Consider the following 13828-nt stretch of genomic DNA (forward strand, 5'->3'; position numbering starts at 1 on the left):
ATCAGCCGAAACAACGTCAACCATCAGCCGGAATAGAAAAGTCACCCATCAACCGAGGTAATACACCCACTGAAGTGGGGCGGGCGGGGCTCGAACCCGCGACCAAGGGATTATGAGTCCCCGGCTCTAACCAACTGAGCTACCGCCCCGGCGCACTGCGCGGCACCTATGTTCGCACAGCGCCCGCGGAACGCTCCCACCGCGGTTAGGCTCAGCGCGTGGTCAGATTCCTGCTGCGCATCGCCATCTTCCTGGGCTCGTCGGCCATCGGGTTGCTGGTCGCATCCTGGCTGGTCTCGGGGGTGACACTGCGTCCACTCGGATTCGTCACTGCCGTGGTGATCTTCACCGTCGCCCAGGCGATCCTGTCCCCGTTCTTTCTCAAGATGGCCAACCGCTACGCCTCGGCCTTCCTCGGCGGAATCGGGCTGGTCTCCACCTTCGCCGCCCTGTTCCTGGCCTCGCTGTTCTCCAGCGGCATCAGCATCGCCGGCATCGGCTCGTGGATCGCGGCCACCGTGGTCGTCTGGCTGGTCACCGCGGTGGCGACGGTCGTCCTACCGGCCCTTTTTCTCAAGAAGACGACGACGCCGAGCTGACACCGTCGGACTCCTCCCGAGCCAACAGATCACGGGCGCTGGCCACGATATGGGTGTCCAACGCCGCGACACGTCCCGCCGCGTCCGCGCTGGTGATGGCATCCAGTAGCACCCGATGCTCCTCCAAGATCGCAAAGGGCGTGGTGTGCCGTTTGGCCAATCGGTGAATCTGCATCCTGATTCGCGGTTGCACGCTGGCCCAGAGCTGCATCGCATGCTCTGACCGAGCGCTTCGCACGATCGCCTCGTGGAAGGCCACGTCCAATTCGTTGAGCGCATCGAGATCGTCCGCCTCGGCCGCCTCGGCCATGGCGGCGACTACACGCTCCAGCTCGGCCACGACAGTGGGATCCGCGCTGGCGGCCTCGACCGCGAACGACTCGATCGCCAGCCGCACCGGCAGCAGCACGCCGAGCAACTCCGCGGGGCTCACCGACGCAACGAAGGCTCCCCGATTCGGGATGTGATGGACCAGCCCTTCGCTCTCCAACTGCCGCAACGCTTCTCGCACAGGGCCGGGGCTGGCCCCCAGGTGGGCAGCCAACACATCCTGCTTGAGCTGGGCTCCCGGCGCGAGCGCACCCTTGACGATCTGTTCACGCAGCCAGTCGGCCACCTGGTGACGGCGCGATGACACCACCGGGGCCGCCACGGCCAACGATTGCACAGCCTCGATCACTAGATGTCACTCCGCTCCGCGGGCAGTCGTCCCGCGCACTCAGATCCTAATCCGCTCACCGCAGGGTTGCGGCGATCACAGATTATAGATAATCTCCAATCTGTTCCAAGACGTGCTGCCGATCACAGGCCGTCGCCTTCCCATCCGACACCCATCAGAGGAGAGCCATGCGTCGTCGCATTCGGGTCGCGATCACCGTTCTCGCCACCACCCTCACGCTGACCGCCGCGGGATGCACCTCATCCGGTCAGAACGGACCGCTGCAGGCCGGTGAGAGCACACTGACAAAAGTCCTTACCTCCAAGAAGATCTCGATCGGAGTATTCGCCGACGCTCCCCCGTACTCGGTGCTCAACAGCTCGGGCCAGTACGAAGGATTCGATATCGACAAGGCCACCGCACTGGCGGAATCACTCGGTGCCGAGATCGAATACGTCAGCACCACCAACGCCAGTCGCATCCCCATGCTGGAGACGCAAAAGGTCGACGTGATCATCGCCGCCCTGACCAACCTCGACGAGCGCGCGCAGGTCATCGCGCTCACCCGCCCCTACGCATCCGAGGGTCAACTGGTCGTCGTGCCGGCCGACAGCGATATCCGCACCTACGACGATCTCGACGGCCGCGCCGTCGCCGCCACCCGCGGAAGCGTCCCGGCCACCATTCTGGAAACCCAGTTCCCGCAGGCGCGCGCAAGCCTCTTCGAAGCAGTGGCCGACTCCATCCAGGCGCTGCGGAGCAACAAGGTCGACGCGCTCATGGAGAGCACCGCCGTCGTCGCCGATATCCGCCGCAGCCAGGGCGACGCCGTCCGCGTCCTCGACGCCCCGGCGCTGTCGCCCTCGCTGGTGTCGTTCGGAGCGAAGATGGGTGATCAGCTGTGGCTGAACTACCTCAACAACTTCATCATGAACTACAACATCAGCAAGTCCGCCAACGACTCCTACAACCGTTGGCTCGGGGTCGATGTCCCGGACCTGATCAAGTAACCGACCGCCATGCAGCTCTACTACGGCGACCTCATCCCCTATCTGCATCCCCTGTTACTCGGCCTGCTGATCAGCATCGCGGTCAGCGCGGCCGCGGTGGTCGGCGGCGGCAGCCTCGCGCTGGTGCTCTACGCGGGCCGGTCGTCGACGATCCGCGTCATCCGCGCCGTGGCGGCCGGCTATATCGAGATCATCCGCAACACCCCGTTGCTGTTGCAGCTGTACCTCATCTACTTCGCCCTCCCCCAAGCGGGCGTCAACCTCGACCCGGTGGCGGCCGGAGTCTTGGCGCTCTCCCTGAACAATGCCGCCTACATGGCCGAGATCTACCGGGCGGGATTCGAATCCGTGCCCGCGGGCCTTGCAGAGGCCGGCGCCGCGCTGGGACTGGGCCGGCGGGACATCTTCTGGCGGGTGCAGCTGGCACCGGCCATGCGAAACGTGTTGCCCGCCATCACCAATCAGACGATCCTGTTGTTCCTCGCCTCGTCGATCACCTCAGTGGTGGCCCTTCCCGACCTCATGCACACCATGCTGGGCATCACCTCGACGACGTTCCGCACCATCGAGACGTTCACCGTCGGTGGCTTGATGTACTTCGCCGTCGCGCTGCTGATCGCGAGTTCCTCTCGGCTCATCGAGACCCGATTCATCAAGTGGAAGGTGGCGTGATGTTCGAAGGACTCGGCCTGCAACATCTGTCGTTGATCCTCAACGGCGCTGTCGTCACCATCCAGATCTGCGTATTGTCACTGCTTTTCGGATCGATCCTGGGCTTACTCTTAGGCTTGATGGCGACCGGCAGCATCAAGGTCTTGCGCATTGTCAGCACCGTGTACGTGGCGCTGATCCGAGGCATTCCCGTGCTGCTGATCATCTTCTTCGTCTACTTCGGCGTTCCCCTGCTTGTTCCGGGCACCAGCCTGCCCGACTACTGGGCGGGCGTCATCGCCCTGTCGGTCTTTGCCTCGGCCTACATCGCCGAACTGGTCCGCGGCAGCATCCAGGCGATCCCGCGCGGTCAGTTCGAGGCGGCGCACGCACTCGGACTGTCCTACCCGGCCCGGATGCGGTGGGTCATCCTTCCCCAGGCGGCCCGCATCATGGTGCCACCGGGTGTCGGATTCCTGGTCATCCTCATCAAGGACAGCTCCCTTGTCGCGGTGATCGGTCTGGTGGAGCTCACTCGTGCCGGCAACATCGTGAGCTCACTGACGGCAGAGCCCATCGCGACCTACCTGATCGTCGGCGCCTGCTATTTCGTCATCTGCTACGCCCTCTCGGCCGCCGGCCGCCGCTACGAACGACGCCTCGGCGTACGGGTGCAACCCCCCGGAGTCACCGACGCCCTCACCCCGACAGGAGCACACTCATGACCGCCGACATGATCGAGATCAGCGACCTACGACTGAGTTTCGGTGATCACGAGGTCCTGCACGGAGTGTCCTGCCGCGTCGCGCCTCGTGAGGTGGTCTGCATCATCGGCGCCTCCGGTTCCGGCAAGAGCACCCTGCTGCGCTGCATGAACGGGCTGGAACGCCCGACTCACGGCAGTGTGGTCGTCAACGGACACGCGCTGGGTCCGCAGGACAAACGGACCGACCTCGCGGTCGTCCGCCGCGATGTCGGGATGGTCTTCCAGCATTTCAACCTCTTTCCGCACATGACCGCCGCGCAGAACATCGCGTTGGCGCCCCAACGTGTCCTGGGCTGTGACCGCAAAGAGGCAACCCAGCGCGCGCACACTCTGCTGGAGCGCGTCGGATTGGCGGGCAAGGCCGACTCGTATCCCGACTCGCTGTCCGGCGGGCAGGCGCAGCGGGTTGCCATCGCGCGGGCCCTGGCGATGCAACCGAAGGTGATGCTGTTCGACGAGCCCACCTCGGCACTCGACCCGGAGATCGTGGGCGAGGTACTCGCGGTGATGAAGGGCCTCGCACAGGACGGAATGACGATGGTCGTCGTGACCCACGAGATGGGGTTCGCCCGCGAGGTGGCCGATCGCGTGATCTACATGGACGACGGCAGAGTCGTCGAAACCGGCTCTCCCAAAGATCTTTTCGGAATGCCCCAGATGACACGCACCCGCGAGTTCCTGAGCAAGGTGCTCTGATATCGATGCTCGACACCCTCATCACGGGAGCACGGGTCATCGACGGCACCGGAGCACCCGGCCGACCGTGCGACGTCGGCATTCTCGACGACCGCATCGTCCATGTCGGGACGTCCTCAAACTACGAGGCCACCGTCACCGTCGATGCCGGTGGCCTGCTCCTGACACCGGGCTTCATCGATCCGCACAGCCACACCGACTGGTCGGTGCTCGGTAATCCGGAGGCGCACAGCACCATCCGGCAGGGCGTCACCACCGAGGTGGTCGGCAACTGTGGCGTCACCTACGCACCATTGCATGATGCCGACGTGCACGCGGCACAGAGCGCACTTGCCTCCCTTGGGTACACCGAACAGATCACCTGGCGTAGCTTCGGCGAACTACTCGACACCGTGCACGGCGGGGGCACCACCCAGAACCTCATGTGGTTCGTCGGCCATACCGCATTACGCACCGCGGCGGCATCCCGTGCCGCCCACGACGGTGTCGACCGCCGCGCCGAACTGATCCGCCTGCTGGAAGAGGCCCTGGAAGCCGGCGCCATCGGCTTCTCCAGTGGTTTGGAGTACGGATCCGGGCGCTTCGCCGACACCGACGAGCTGGCCGAGCTGGCATCGGTCTGCGGTAGGCGGGACGGCATGTACAGCAGCCATATTCGCAATCGCGATACCGGGCTGGCTGCGGCGGTGGACGAGTTCTTCGACGTCGTCCACCGCGGCGGAGTGCGAGCGCAGATCTCACATCTGAACGTGCGGCACGGTACCGGTGCATCCGAGGGAGCCTGGCACGACGCCGTACAGCGCGTGGTCACCGAGCGTGAACGCGGATGCGCGGTGCTGGCGGACATGACGCCCTACCCCGACGGTATCGGCATGGCGACAGGCCTGTTGCCACCGTGGCTGGCGGATCGACCGTCCGCCGATATCGCCGAGTTGCTGCGCGATTCCCACATCCGCCGACGGGTGCGCGAGGATTCCGATCGCTACTGGCGTTTCATCCACCGCGGCCAGTGGGACCGGGTTCGGTTGGGGGTCAGTGCGACGCACCCCCAATGGGAGGGCCTGAGCTTCCCGCGCATCGCCGAACTGCACGGAAAGGATGAATGGGATTGCCTTTTCGACATCCTGTCGGCAGCCGGACCGGATATCGGATCCGTCCAACTCCTCGGTGAGCTCTTCACCGAGGATCACCTTGCCCAGGCGATCGGGCATGACCATTTCCTGCTGGGCGTCGACGCGTTCAGCGCACGATGCACCGGACCGCTGGGCGCCCGCACCCGGCATCCACTGTTCTACTACGGCCACACCCACTATCTGGCCCACCATGTCCCGGCCGGAACGCTGAAGTTGGAGGATGCCGTTCACCGGATGACCGGTAAGGTCGCCGACCACTTCGGCATCACCGGACGCGGTCGCATCACCGAGGGCCACTACGCCGACCTGGTGCTGATCGATCCCGATGTTCTGGCCCGCACCGACACCTGGTCTCTGCCCGACGGCTACGCCGATGCGGCGCGCCACGTCTGGGTCAACGGAGTCCCTGTGGTCACCGATGCCGTGCACACCGGCCGTCGTCCCGGACAACTGTTGTCACGTACCTGATCCCCCGCACCATCACACGACGTCCACCGCAACGGACGACAAAGAGGAGCACGTTCACCATGAAAATCACCCGAATCGACACCTGCGGCCTGCGTGGCGCCACCCCGGAGGGCGGATGGTCCAACGAATTGCGGCCCGATGACGTGGTCCACACGCTGGTCGCCGTTCACACCGACACCGGACACGTCGGGATCGGCAGCGCATTCACCTCGGAGGGGTTGATCCGGGCGGCGTTGGACCTGTTGGCCCCACAGATCGTCGGACAGAGTGCGCTGGAGGTCGAACGGCTGACCGAAACGCTGCACCAGAGCGCATTCTGGATGGGCCGCGGCGGCACCCTGACCCACGCCACGAGCGCCATCGACATCGCGTTGTGGGATCTCGCCGGCCAGGCACTCGGTCAGCCTGTCGGCCGCCTGCTCGGCGGGCGTTACCGTGAACGAGTACGTCCCTACGCATCGGTGTTGATGGACGAGGCACCGGTGATGTCGGAGAACCTCACCGATCTTGTGGAACAGGGCTTTTCGGCGTTCAAGATCGGCTGGTGGAAGTTCGGCCGGGTGGATTTCTCCACCGACGAACGCACGGTCGCCGCCGCCAGGGCCGCAGTAGGCGATCGCTTACTGGCAGTGGACGCCGGTGGTTCCGAGGCGTTCTTCCCCGGGACGCTGTCCTGGGCGAAACGCACCGCCGATATGCTCGCCGACTACGAGGTCGCCTGGTTCGAGGAAGCTCTCGATCCTGATGACATCGACGGATTCGTGGCGCTACGTGCACACTCCCGCGTACCCATCAGCGGCGGCGAGGTACTCACCCGTCGACAGTCCTTCGCGCCCTATCTCGACGCCGGCGCCTTCGATATCGTCCAGCCCGATACGACCAAGGGCGGCGGGCTCAGCGAATCGCGACGAATCGGCTGGGCTGCACAGGATCGCGGGATCCGTCTGGTGCCGCACGGCTGGAACACCGCCGTGGGACTGGCCGCCGACCTGCACCTGGCATCGGCACTGTCAGGCACCGATCTGGTGGAGTACAAGACCGGAGCGGCCTATATCGACGAACTCGTCGTCGGTGGCTGGGAACTGGACACCGACGGCCTGCTCACGGTGCCGGACCGACCGGGGCTCGGCACCGCGCTGTGCCCCGAAGCGCTGAACCGCTACGGGACCAACCCGACATTCGCGGCGGCCGCGTGATGTCAGCGCTGGCCGGGCATCCACTGCTCGATCATCCCGTCATCCCCCTGGCGACGGTGCGCGCCGAGGAGCATATCGACGCCATCGGTGACGGTCTCGTCGCCGCGGGCCTGCCGGTGGTCGAGGTGGCGTTGCGCGGACCGCATGGCCTGCTGGCCATTCGGCGCCTCGCGGCGCGCGGTGATCTGCGGGTCGGGGCCGGAACCGTCCTGACCACCCGGCAGGCGGCCGAGGCGATGGATGCGGGCGCCGGTTTCATCGTGGCGCCGGGTCTGGATGCCGAGGTCGTCGAGCGCGTGACCGCCGCAGGCCACCCGGTGATACCCGGTGTGCTCACCCCCACCGAAGTGGTGGCCGCCGCGCGGCTCGGACTCACGCACCTCAAACTGTTTCCCGCATCGGCCGTGGACGCCCGCCTGATGCTCGGCGCCTATGCCGACGTCTTCCCGAACACCCGATTCATGCCGTCGTCGGGCGTGAATCAACACAATGTCGGCGAGTTCTCCTGCTTGCCATCGGTATTCGCGGTCAGCGGCAGTTGGATCACGGCCTCGGCCCCCGCGGGTGCGGCGGCCGTGGCCGAGGCCGCCCGCGCAGCCGTCACCGCGTGCCGGGCCGTGGGTCTGCCGCGGTGACCGAGCCCCGCACACTCGACGTCGTCACCGTCGGCGAGAGTCTCGGACTGCTCAGCAGCGAGGAAACAGGCGCATTGCGGCACGGAAGCCGGATGCGACTGACGTTCGGGGGCGCAGAGAGCAACGTCGCCATCGGTGTCGCCAGACTCGGTGGCGCGGCGGGCTGGATCGGCCGCCTCGGTGCCGACGCCGTCGGCGCGTTGATCCTGCGGGAGCTTCGCGCCGAATCCGTACAGACACACGCCACGATCGACCCGGTGGCCGCGACGGCGATCATGCTCAAAGAGCTGCCGGTGCCCGGGTCCAGTCGTGTGCGCTACTACCGGCAATCGCAGGCCGGCAGTCGGCTGACGACGGATGATGTGCCCCAGGGTGCGGTCGCGTCGGCGAAGATCCTTCATGTCACCGGTATCTCGGCGGCGCTCGGCGCCGGCCCCTTGGCGGCGGTCCATCGCGCGATCGATGACGCCAAGGACTCTGGCACGCTCGTGTCCTTCGATGTCAACCATCGTGGGTCTCTCTGGGCTGACGTGGAACTCGCGACGAAGACATACCGGGCCCTTGCCCGCCGCGCCGATATCGTGTTCGCCGGCGACGATGAGGCGGCATTGGTCACCGAAAGCCGCGATCTACGAGCGCAACTGGACACCCTGCTGGAGTGGGGCGCCCACCAGGCCGTCGTGAAACGCGGTCAGCGGGGCGCAGTCGCGGCAACCCGTGATGGTGGCTACGACTCGGTGCCGGCCATCGAGGTACCGGTGGTCGACACCGTCGGTGCCGGTGACGCATTCGTCGCCGGATGGTTGGCCGAACAGGCCCGCGGCGCCGGCCTGCGCGTGCGACTGGCTACCGCGGTCGCCTGCGGCGCACTGGCTTGTACCGCCCGCGGTGACTGGGAGGCCAACCCCACCCGTGCGGATCTGGCGCAGCGGCAACGCAGTGCCGTCGATCCGGTCAGTCGATGACGTCTGACGAGCTGAACACCGGGATCCCGTCTTCGCCCAGCCGGTAGACCTCGGTTCCCTCGGCCACCCGCGTCCGCCCATCGCGGCGGCGCAACCCGCGGTCAACCAATCTGGCCTCGCGCGAGGGTGCGCAGACTTCGCCCTAATTACGGCGTGTCGGGCCGCAAACACGCACGCTCGCCGGGAAGGCGGGCCAGGGACCTATTGCGCCTGACTGACCGAGGACATGTGGAAATCGGGGATCCGCAATGACGGCATGGTCGCCCGGGTGGCCCAATCACCCCATTCCCTGGGCAACGTCGGTTCACTCACACCGGCCTCGGAGGCCCGACGCAACAGATCCAGCGGGCTCTCGTTGAACCGGAAGTTGTTCACCGCGGCGGTCACTTCCCCGTCTTCGATCAGATAGACCCCGTCGCGGGTCAGCCCGGTCAACAACAGCACCGTCGGGTCGACGGTGCGGATGTACCACAGCGTGGTCAGCAGCAGCCCGCGCTCGGTCGAGGCGATCATGTCCGCCAGCTCCGCGCTACCACCGGTGACCAACAGGTTGTCGGCCGGAACCGCCACCGGCGCAGAGAATTCCGCGGCGGCCGCGCGCGGGTAGGCCAGCGCGTTGATGACACCGTCGCGAATCCAATCCACCCGGCCGATATCCATCCCGTTGTCGAACACCGCGGCCTGGTCCGAGGACGTCGGCACCGCGACGAACGGCCGGCATTCCTGCCCCGGCGCCGCCGGATCGGAATACATGGTCAACCCGAGGTCGGTGAGCTTCTCCCCCACTCTGGTCCCACCCGGCGCCGACAACGCCGACCGGCCCTCCTGCGCACCGCGCCCGTCCATGCTCCAGGCCAGATAGATCAGCATGTCGGCGACGGTCGACGGTGGCATCAGGGTCTCGTAGCGGCCGGCGGGCAGCTCGACGGTGCGCTCGGCCCAACCCAGTCGCAGTGACAGGTCGGCCAACATCACGTCGGTGGACACATCGGCGAAATCGGGTGTGCCGACACCCGCCCACGCGCTGGCTCCGCCGCGTTTGGCATTGATCTCCACCGAACCGGTCGGCTGCGTGTAACGCCGCCGCAGGCCGGTCGAGGTGGCCACGAACGTGGTCTCCAGCACGTGGCGGGTATACCCGTAGAGCTGGTCGCCGACGCCCCGGGCCGCACGGAAGCCGTGCACCAAACCCGTTGCCACATCGGTGAACACATCGGCGCCGGTGCTGGGCACCACGGCATCCCAGTCGGCGGGACCCGCGTCGGCGGGCAGGGCCGGCGCGGCATCACCGGCGGCAGGGGCCGCGGCGGCCGCATCCTGGGAGGCCGCGACCAGCGCGGTGATCGCCGCAGGATCGACCTCGGTGCTGCTCACCGATCCGACATGGGCCTGCTCGCCGCGCCGGATCACCGAGATGACCGTGGTGCTGCGCCCGACGGTCTCGCCGTTGGTGGTCATCGAGTTACCGGCCCAGCGCAGCGACGCGTCCGCGCGGTCGGTCACGATGACGATGGTCTCCTCGGCACGCCCGAGCCGGGCGGCCTCGGCGAGGGCCTGGTCGACGACCTGCTGTGGCGCGATCATGAGCGACCCGATTCTGCTTGGGTGTTCAAGACGTTGATACCGCGGAACAGCGCCGACGGGCAGCCGTGGCTGACCGGGGCGACCTGACCGGGCTGGGCCTTGCCGCAGTTGAACGCGCCACCGAGGCGCCATGTCGACGGTCCGCCGACGGCCTCCATCGAACCCCAGAAATCGGTGGTGGTGGCCTGGTAGGCGACATCACGCAGCTGACCGTCCAGCCGACCGTCGCGGATCCGGAAGAACCGCTGCCCGGTGAACTGAAAGTTGTAGCGCTGCATGTCGATCGACCACGATTTGTCGCCGACGATGTAGATGCCGTCGGACACCCGGGAGATCAGGTCGGCCGTCGTGAGGTCCTCGGTTGCGGGCTGCAGCGACACATTGGCCATCCGCTGGATCGGCACGTGCTGCGCCGAATCGGCGTAGGAGCATCCGTTGGACCGGCGCACCCCGAGCCGCGGGGCGAACACCCGGTCCAGCTGATAGCCGACGAAAAGGCCGTCGCGCACCAGGTCCCAGCTCTGGGCGCGCACCCCTTCGTCGTCGAAACCGACAGTGGCCAGGCCGTGTTCGACAGTGCGGTCGGCGGTCACGTTCATCACCGGCGATCCGTACCGCATGGTGTTCAGCTTGTCCGGTGTCGCGAAGGACGTGCCGGCATAGGCCGCCTCGTAACCGATCGCCCGGTCGTATTCGGTGGCGTGCCCGATGGATTCGTGGATGGTCAGCCATAGATTGGTCGGGTCGATCACCAGGTCGCATGCCCCGGCGGTGACGCTGGGCGCCTTCACCTTCTCGGCGAGCAGCGCGGGCAACTCCGCCAGTTCGGCGCTCCAGTTCCACACATCGTCGGAGACGACGGCTTCCCAGCCACGCCCCATCGGCGGTGCCAGGGTCCGCATCGTCTCGAACGAACCCGCCGCCGCGTCGACGCTCACGGCGTCCAGCTGTGGCTGCACCCGCACCCGCTGCTGGGTGGTGGAGGTGCCGAAACTGTCGGCGTAATAGGTCTGTTCCTTGACCGCCTGCAGACTGGCCGATACGTGATCGACACCGTCCGCGGCGAGCAGCCGCTCCGAATAGTCCCCGAGCACCGCGATCTTGTCGGCCGTCGGGATCGTGAACGGGTCGATCCGGTAACTCGACACCCAGCGAAGGTCGTCATAGACCGGTTCCTCGGCCAATTCGATGCGCTCGGCGTTCAGCGGTGCCAGCGTGGTGGCCACCCGGACGGCACGGCGGGCCGTCTCGGCGGCCACCTCGGAGGCCAACTCGGCATGCGCGGCGAAACCCCAGGTGCCGTCGACGATGACCCGCACCGCCAACCCGACCTCGTGGTTGATATCGGCGGTTTCCAGGCTGCCGTCACGCAGCGCGACGACCTCGGTGGTCAGTCGGTGGATACGCAGGTCGGCATAGCTGGCGCCGGCCGCCAACGCCGCCGAGAGGGCGGCGTCGGCCAGTGCCCGGCGAGGTAACGCGAGAAAATCGGCATCGACCGAGTGGGCAGTCACGGCCCCCACCGTAGCGGGCCGTCGGTCAGCGTGTGTGCATCCCGTAGGGCACGGCCGAGACCAGCGTCACCGCCTGGAGCTGACCCGTCGGCAGTCGATACTCCCGCCTCTCACCGGAGCGTGCACCGCAGATCGCCTCGCCCAGAGGAGAATTCACCGAGTAGACCTCAATATCGCCGTAGTCCGCGCCGCGCACCCCGAGTAGGAACGTCTCGGTTTCCGGGTTGGCCGACCCGTCCTCGAAGCGCACGGTCAGCACCATGCCGAGTTCGGCGACACCGTCGTTGGGCGGGTCCTCGCCGACGATCGCGGCGGCCAGCATGTCGTGGATCTGCTGGATGCGGCCCTGCTGCGCCCGCCGCACCGCCACGGCGTTGCTGTCGGCCGCGTCGCTGTCGTCACCGTCGACGCCGGTGATCGACCAGGTGCGCAGCACCTCCAGCTCCTCGAGCAATCGGGCATGGGCGTCCGGGGTGAGCCAGACAGGCGTCGCGGTGGTCATGGAAACTCCTCGTATCGATGGTTGGCCGTCAGGGGCGGGGGTATCCCTCCGCCCCTGACGACAGGGTGAAAGTCGGGTCAGCGCAGCGGGTCGAACGCACGCAACGCCTCGGGTTGCTTGCCGGTGGTGATCTGCTCGGTCAGCAACCGGCCGGTCACCGGGCCGTGGGCCAGTCCCCACATTCCGTGCCCGCCCGCCACGTAGACGCTGGGACTGACCTGACCGATGACCGGCAGCCCGTCGGCGCTGACGGGTCGCGGACCGACCCACACATCGCGCGCCTCGTCCCATCGCACCCCGTCGAGCAGGCGTGCGGCCGACCTGACGATCGAGCGGACCCGAGCAGGCGCGATGGGTGCCTGTGGTTCCCGGAATTCCATGGTGCCCGCCACGCGCATCGCACCCTGGTAGGGCGTGCAGGCCACCCGTTCGGTGGGCAGGTAGATCGGCCCCGGCATCGCCCGGTCGATGGGCACCGTGAACGAGTACCCGCGGCCGGCCCGGACCGGGACCCGCACCCATGGCCGGGTCAGTTCGTTCAGCCATGCCCCGGTGGCGACGACGACGGCATCGGCGGTGTAGTCGGTGCCCCCGGCACCGCGCACGATGACGCGGCTGCCCTGCGGGCTCACCCCGATGACCTGGTCGACCGGCATTGCCGCGCCGCGTTCGGCCACTGCCTGTCCGAGGGCGGTCACGAACCGGCCCGGGTCGATATAGCGCTGCCTATCGACGGCGACGGCCACGGTGGCCACGCCCGAAGTCAGCGGCACGGCCTCGCGCAGACCGGCACCGCGCAGCTCGTTCACCTCGACCGCCAGGCCCGCCCGCTCCAGCATCGCGATCTCGTGCCGTAGTTCACCGGCTTGGGCATCGGTCTCGAACAGCGCGGTGATCGCCGATTCGGTGACCGGTACGTCCACCCCGTTGCCCGAAAGTACGTCGAAGGCCTCCAGGCATTCGGCGTTGAAGGGCTGGTTGGCGCGCACCGCACGCTCGGCCGCGGCCGTGGTGCAGTGCCGGGCGAAGGTGGCGAGGAAACGCGCGAGGCCGAGATCGGCGCGCAGCGGAATATGCAGTGGCGCAGACGGATTGAACAGCGATTTCAGCCCGTATCGCAGCACGGCGGGCTGGTTCAGCGGAATGGTCAGTGCAGGCGAGAGCCAGCCGGCGTTACCCCACGACGCGCCGGCCGCCACCCCGGTCCGGTCGATGACGGTGACCTGCACACCACGTTCCTGCAGGAACCACGCGGTGGACAGTCCGACGATGCCGGCACCCACCACCACGACCTGCCGCGGTCCGCCGTCGATGCGATCGACCCCGGCCATCCCCTCGCCCATGGCGCGCCCTCCTGACTCCGATGCTTCGGAACGGCGTCGTCGTCCGACGCCGTACAGGGCCATCATGCGGCCGATCTGAGGGCGTGGTGTTGCGGTATCCGACAGTTG

General features: G+C 67.1%; 14 protein-coding genes and 1 tRNA gene. 9 read left to right on the plus strand and 6 right to left on the minus strand.

Features of this window, described 5'->3' with window-relative positions:
• Positions 1-75: 75 nt before the first annotated feature.
• Positions 76-149: transfer RNA gene (locus G154_RS05665), tRNA-Ile, on the minus strand.
• 69 nt (positions 150-218) lie between these two features.
• Here G154_RS05665 and G154_RS05670 point away from each other — a divergent pair.
• On the plus strand, positions 219-599 hold the full coding sequence (locus G154_RS05670) for a phage holin family protein (RefSeq protein WP_019514648.1): 381 nt from the start codon (positions 219-221) through the stop codon (positions 597-599).
• Here G154_RS05670 and G154_RS05675 read toward each other — a convergent pair.
• Positions 574-1278 (minus strand): GntR family transcriptional regulator, encoded by a 705-nt coding sequence (locus G154_RS05675; protein ID WP_019514647.1) that lies wholly within the window; start codon positions 1276-1278, stop codon positions 574-576. The genes G154_RS05670 and G154_RS05675 overlap by 26 nt on opposite strands.
• Positions 1279-1445: 167 nt before the next feature.
• On the opposite strand from G154_RS05675, the gene G154_RS05680 reads away from it, so the two are divergent.
• Genes G154_RS05680 through G154_RS05715 form a run of 8 tightly spaced genes read left to right on the plus strand, consistent with a single transcriptional unit; the run spans position 1446 to position 8777 of the window.
• The gene (locus G154_RS05680) at positions 1446-2267 is read left to right on the plus strand and encodes a transporter substrate-binding domain-containing protein (protein WP_019514646.1); all 822 of its coding nucleotides are present in this window, start codon (positions 1446-1448) and stop codon (positions 2265-2267) included.
• Positions 2268-2276: 9 nt separating this feature from the next.
• A complete protein-coding gene (locus G154_RS05685; protein WP_019514645.1) occupies positions 2277-2939 on the plus strand; it encodes an amino acid ABC transporter permease in 663 nt (220 codons plus the stop codon).
• Positions 2939-3643: an amino acid ABC transporter permease gene (locus G154_RS05690; protein ID WP_019514644.1), complete on the plus strand. Its 705-nt coding sequence runs from the start codon at positions 2939-2941 to the stop codon at positions 3641-3643. Before G154_RS05685 ends, G154_RS05690 begins: the two co-directional genes overlap by 1 nt.
• Positions 3640-4380, plus strand: coding sequence for an amino acid ABC transporter ATP-binding protein (locus tag G154_RS05695; RefSeq protein ID WP_019514643.1), 741 nt, complete (start codon positions 3640-3642; stop codon positions 4378-4380). Before G154_RS05690 ends, G154_RS05695 begins: the two co-directional genes overlap by 4 nt.
• 5 nt (positions 4381-4385) lie before the next feature.
• Positions 4386-5981 (plus strand): amidohydrolase family protein, encoded by a 1596-nt coding sequence (locus G154_RS05700; protein ID WP_019514642.1) that lies wholly within the window; start codon positions 4386-4388, stop codon positions 5979-5981.
• A gap of 59 nt (positions 5982-6040) precedes the next feature.
• Positions 6041-7177 carry a mandelate racemase/muconate lactonizing enzyme family protein gene (locus G154_RS05705; protein WP_019514641.1) on the plus strand — a complete coding sequence of 379 codons (1137 nt, stop codon included), beginning with the start codon at positions 6041-6043 and terminating at the stop codon, positions 7175-7177.
• Positions 7177-7812 carry a bifunctional 4-hydroxy-2-oxoglutarate aldolase/2-dehydro-3-deoxy-phosphogluconate aldolase gene (locus G154_RS05710; protein WP_019514640.1) on the plus strand — a complete coding sequence of 212 codons (636 nt, stop codon included), beginning with the start codon at positions 7177-7179 and terminating at the stop codon, positions 7810-7812. Before G154_RS05705 ends, G154_RS05710 begins: the two co-directional genes overlap by 1 nt.
• Entirely contained in the window at positions 7809-8777 is a 969-nt protein-coding gene (locus tag G154_RS05715) for a sugar kinase (RefSeq protein WP_019514639.1), read from the plus strand. Before G154_RS05710 ends, G154_RS05715 begins: the two co-directional genes overlap by 4 nt.
• A gap of 201 nt (positions 8778-8978) precedes the next feature.
• Here the strand turns inward: G154_RS05715 and G154_RS05720 are convergent, their stop codons facing one another.
• The 4 genes from G154_RS05720 to G154_RS05735 form a co-directional block, all read right to left on the minus strand.
• Positions 8979-10361: a metallopeptidase TldD-related protein gene (locus G154_RS05720; protein WP_019514637.1), complete on the minus strand. Its 1383-nt coding sequence runs from the start codon at positions 10359-10361 to the stop codon at positions 8979-8981.
• On the minus strand, positions 10358-11875 hold the full coding sequence (locus G154_RS05725; RefSeq protein WP_019514636.1) for a TldD/PmbA family protein: 1518 nt from the start codon (positions 11873-11875) through the stop codon (positions 10358-10360). The genes G154_RS05720 and G154_RS05725 overlap by 4 nt, the downstream gene beginning before the upstream one ends.
• 25 nt (positions 11876-11900) lie before the next feature.
• Positions 11901-12377: a GreA/GreB family elongation factor gene (locus G154_RS05730; RefSeq protein ID WP_019514635.1), complete on the minus strand. Its 477-nt coding sequence runs from the start codon at positions 12375-12377 to the stop codon at positions 11901-11903.
• 77 nt (positions 12378-12454) lie between these two features.
• Positions 12455-13708: an FAD-binding oxidoreductase gene (locus G154_RS05735; protein WP_023986013.1), complete on the minus strand. Its 1254-nt coding sequence runs from the start codon at positions 13706-13708 to the stop codon at positions 12455-12457.
• Positions 13709-13828: the final 120 nt, after the last annotated feature.

Source organism: Mycobacterium sp. VKM Ac-1816D (genome assembly GCF_000416385.1).
Lineage (GTDB): Bacteria > Actinomycetota > Actinomycetes > Mycobacteriales > Mycobacteriaceae > Mycobacterium > Mycobacterium neoaurum_A.

Bases quoted from the DNA above. Each gene is read 5' to 3' on its own strand.
- G154_RS05680 (WP_019514646.1), top strand. From the start codon at position 1,446: ATGCGTCGTCGCATTCGGGTCGCGATCACCGTTCTCGCCACCACCCTC.
- G154_RS05685 (WP_019514645.1), top strand. From the start codon at position 2,277: ATGCAGCTCTACTACGGCGACCTCATCCCCTATCTGCATCCCCTGTTA.
- G154_RS05690 (WP_019514644.1), top strand. From the start codon at position 2,939: ATGTTCGAAGGACTCGGCCTGCAACATCTGTCGTTGATCCTCAACGGC.
- G154_RS05695 (WP_019514643.1), top strand. From the start codon at position 3,640: ATGACCGCCGACATGATCGAGATCAGCGACCTACGACTGAGTTTCGGT.
- G154_RS05700 (WP_019514642.1), top strand. From the start codon at position 4,386: ATGCTCGACACCCTCATCACGGGAGCACGGGTCATCGACGGCACCGGA.
- G154_RS05705 (WP_019514641.1), top strand. From the start codon at position 6,041: ATGAAAATCACCCGAATCGACACCTGCGGCCTGCGTGGCGCCACCCCG.
- G154_RS05710 (WP_019514640.1), top strand. From the start codon at position 7,177: ATGTCAGCGCTGGCCGGGCATCCACTGCTCGATCATCCCGTCATCCCC.
- G154_RS05720 (WP_019514637.1), bottom strand. From the start codon at position 10,361: ATGATCGCGCCACAGCAGGTCGTCGACCAGGCCCTCGCCGAGGCCGCC.
- G154_RS05730 (WP_019514635.1), bottom strand. From the start codon at position 12,377: ATGACCACCGCGACGCCTGTCTGGCTCACCCCGGACGCCCATGCCCGA.
- G154_RS05735 (WP_023986013.1), bottom strand. From the start codon at position 13,708: ATGGCCGGGGTCGATCGCATCGACGGCGGACCGCGGCAGGTCGTGGTG.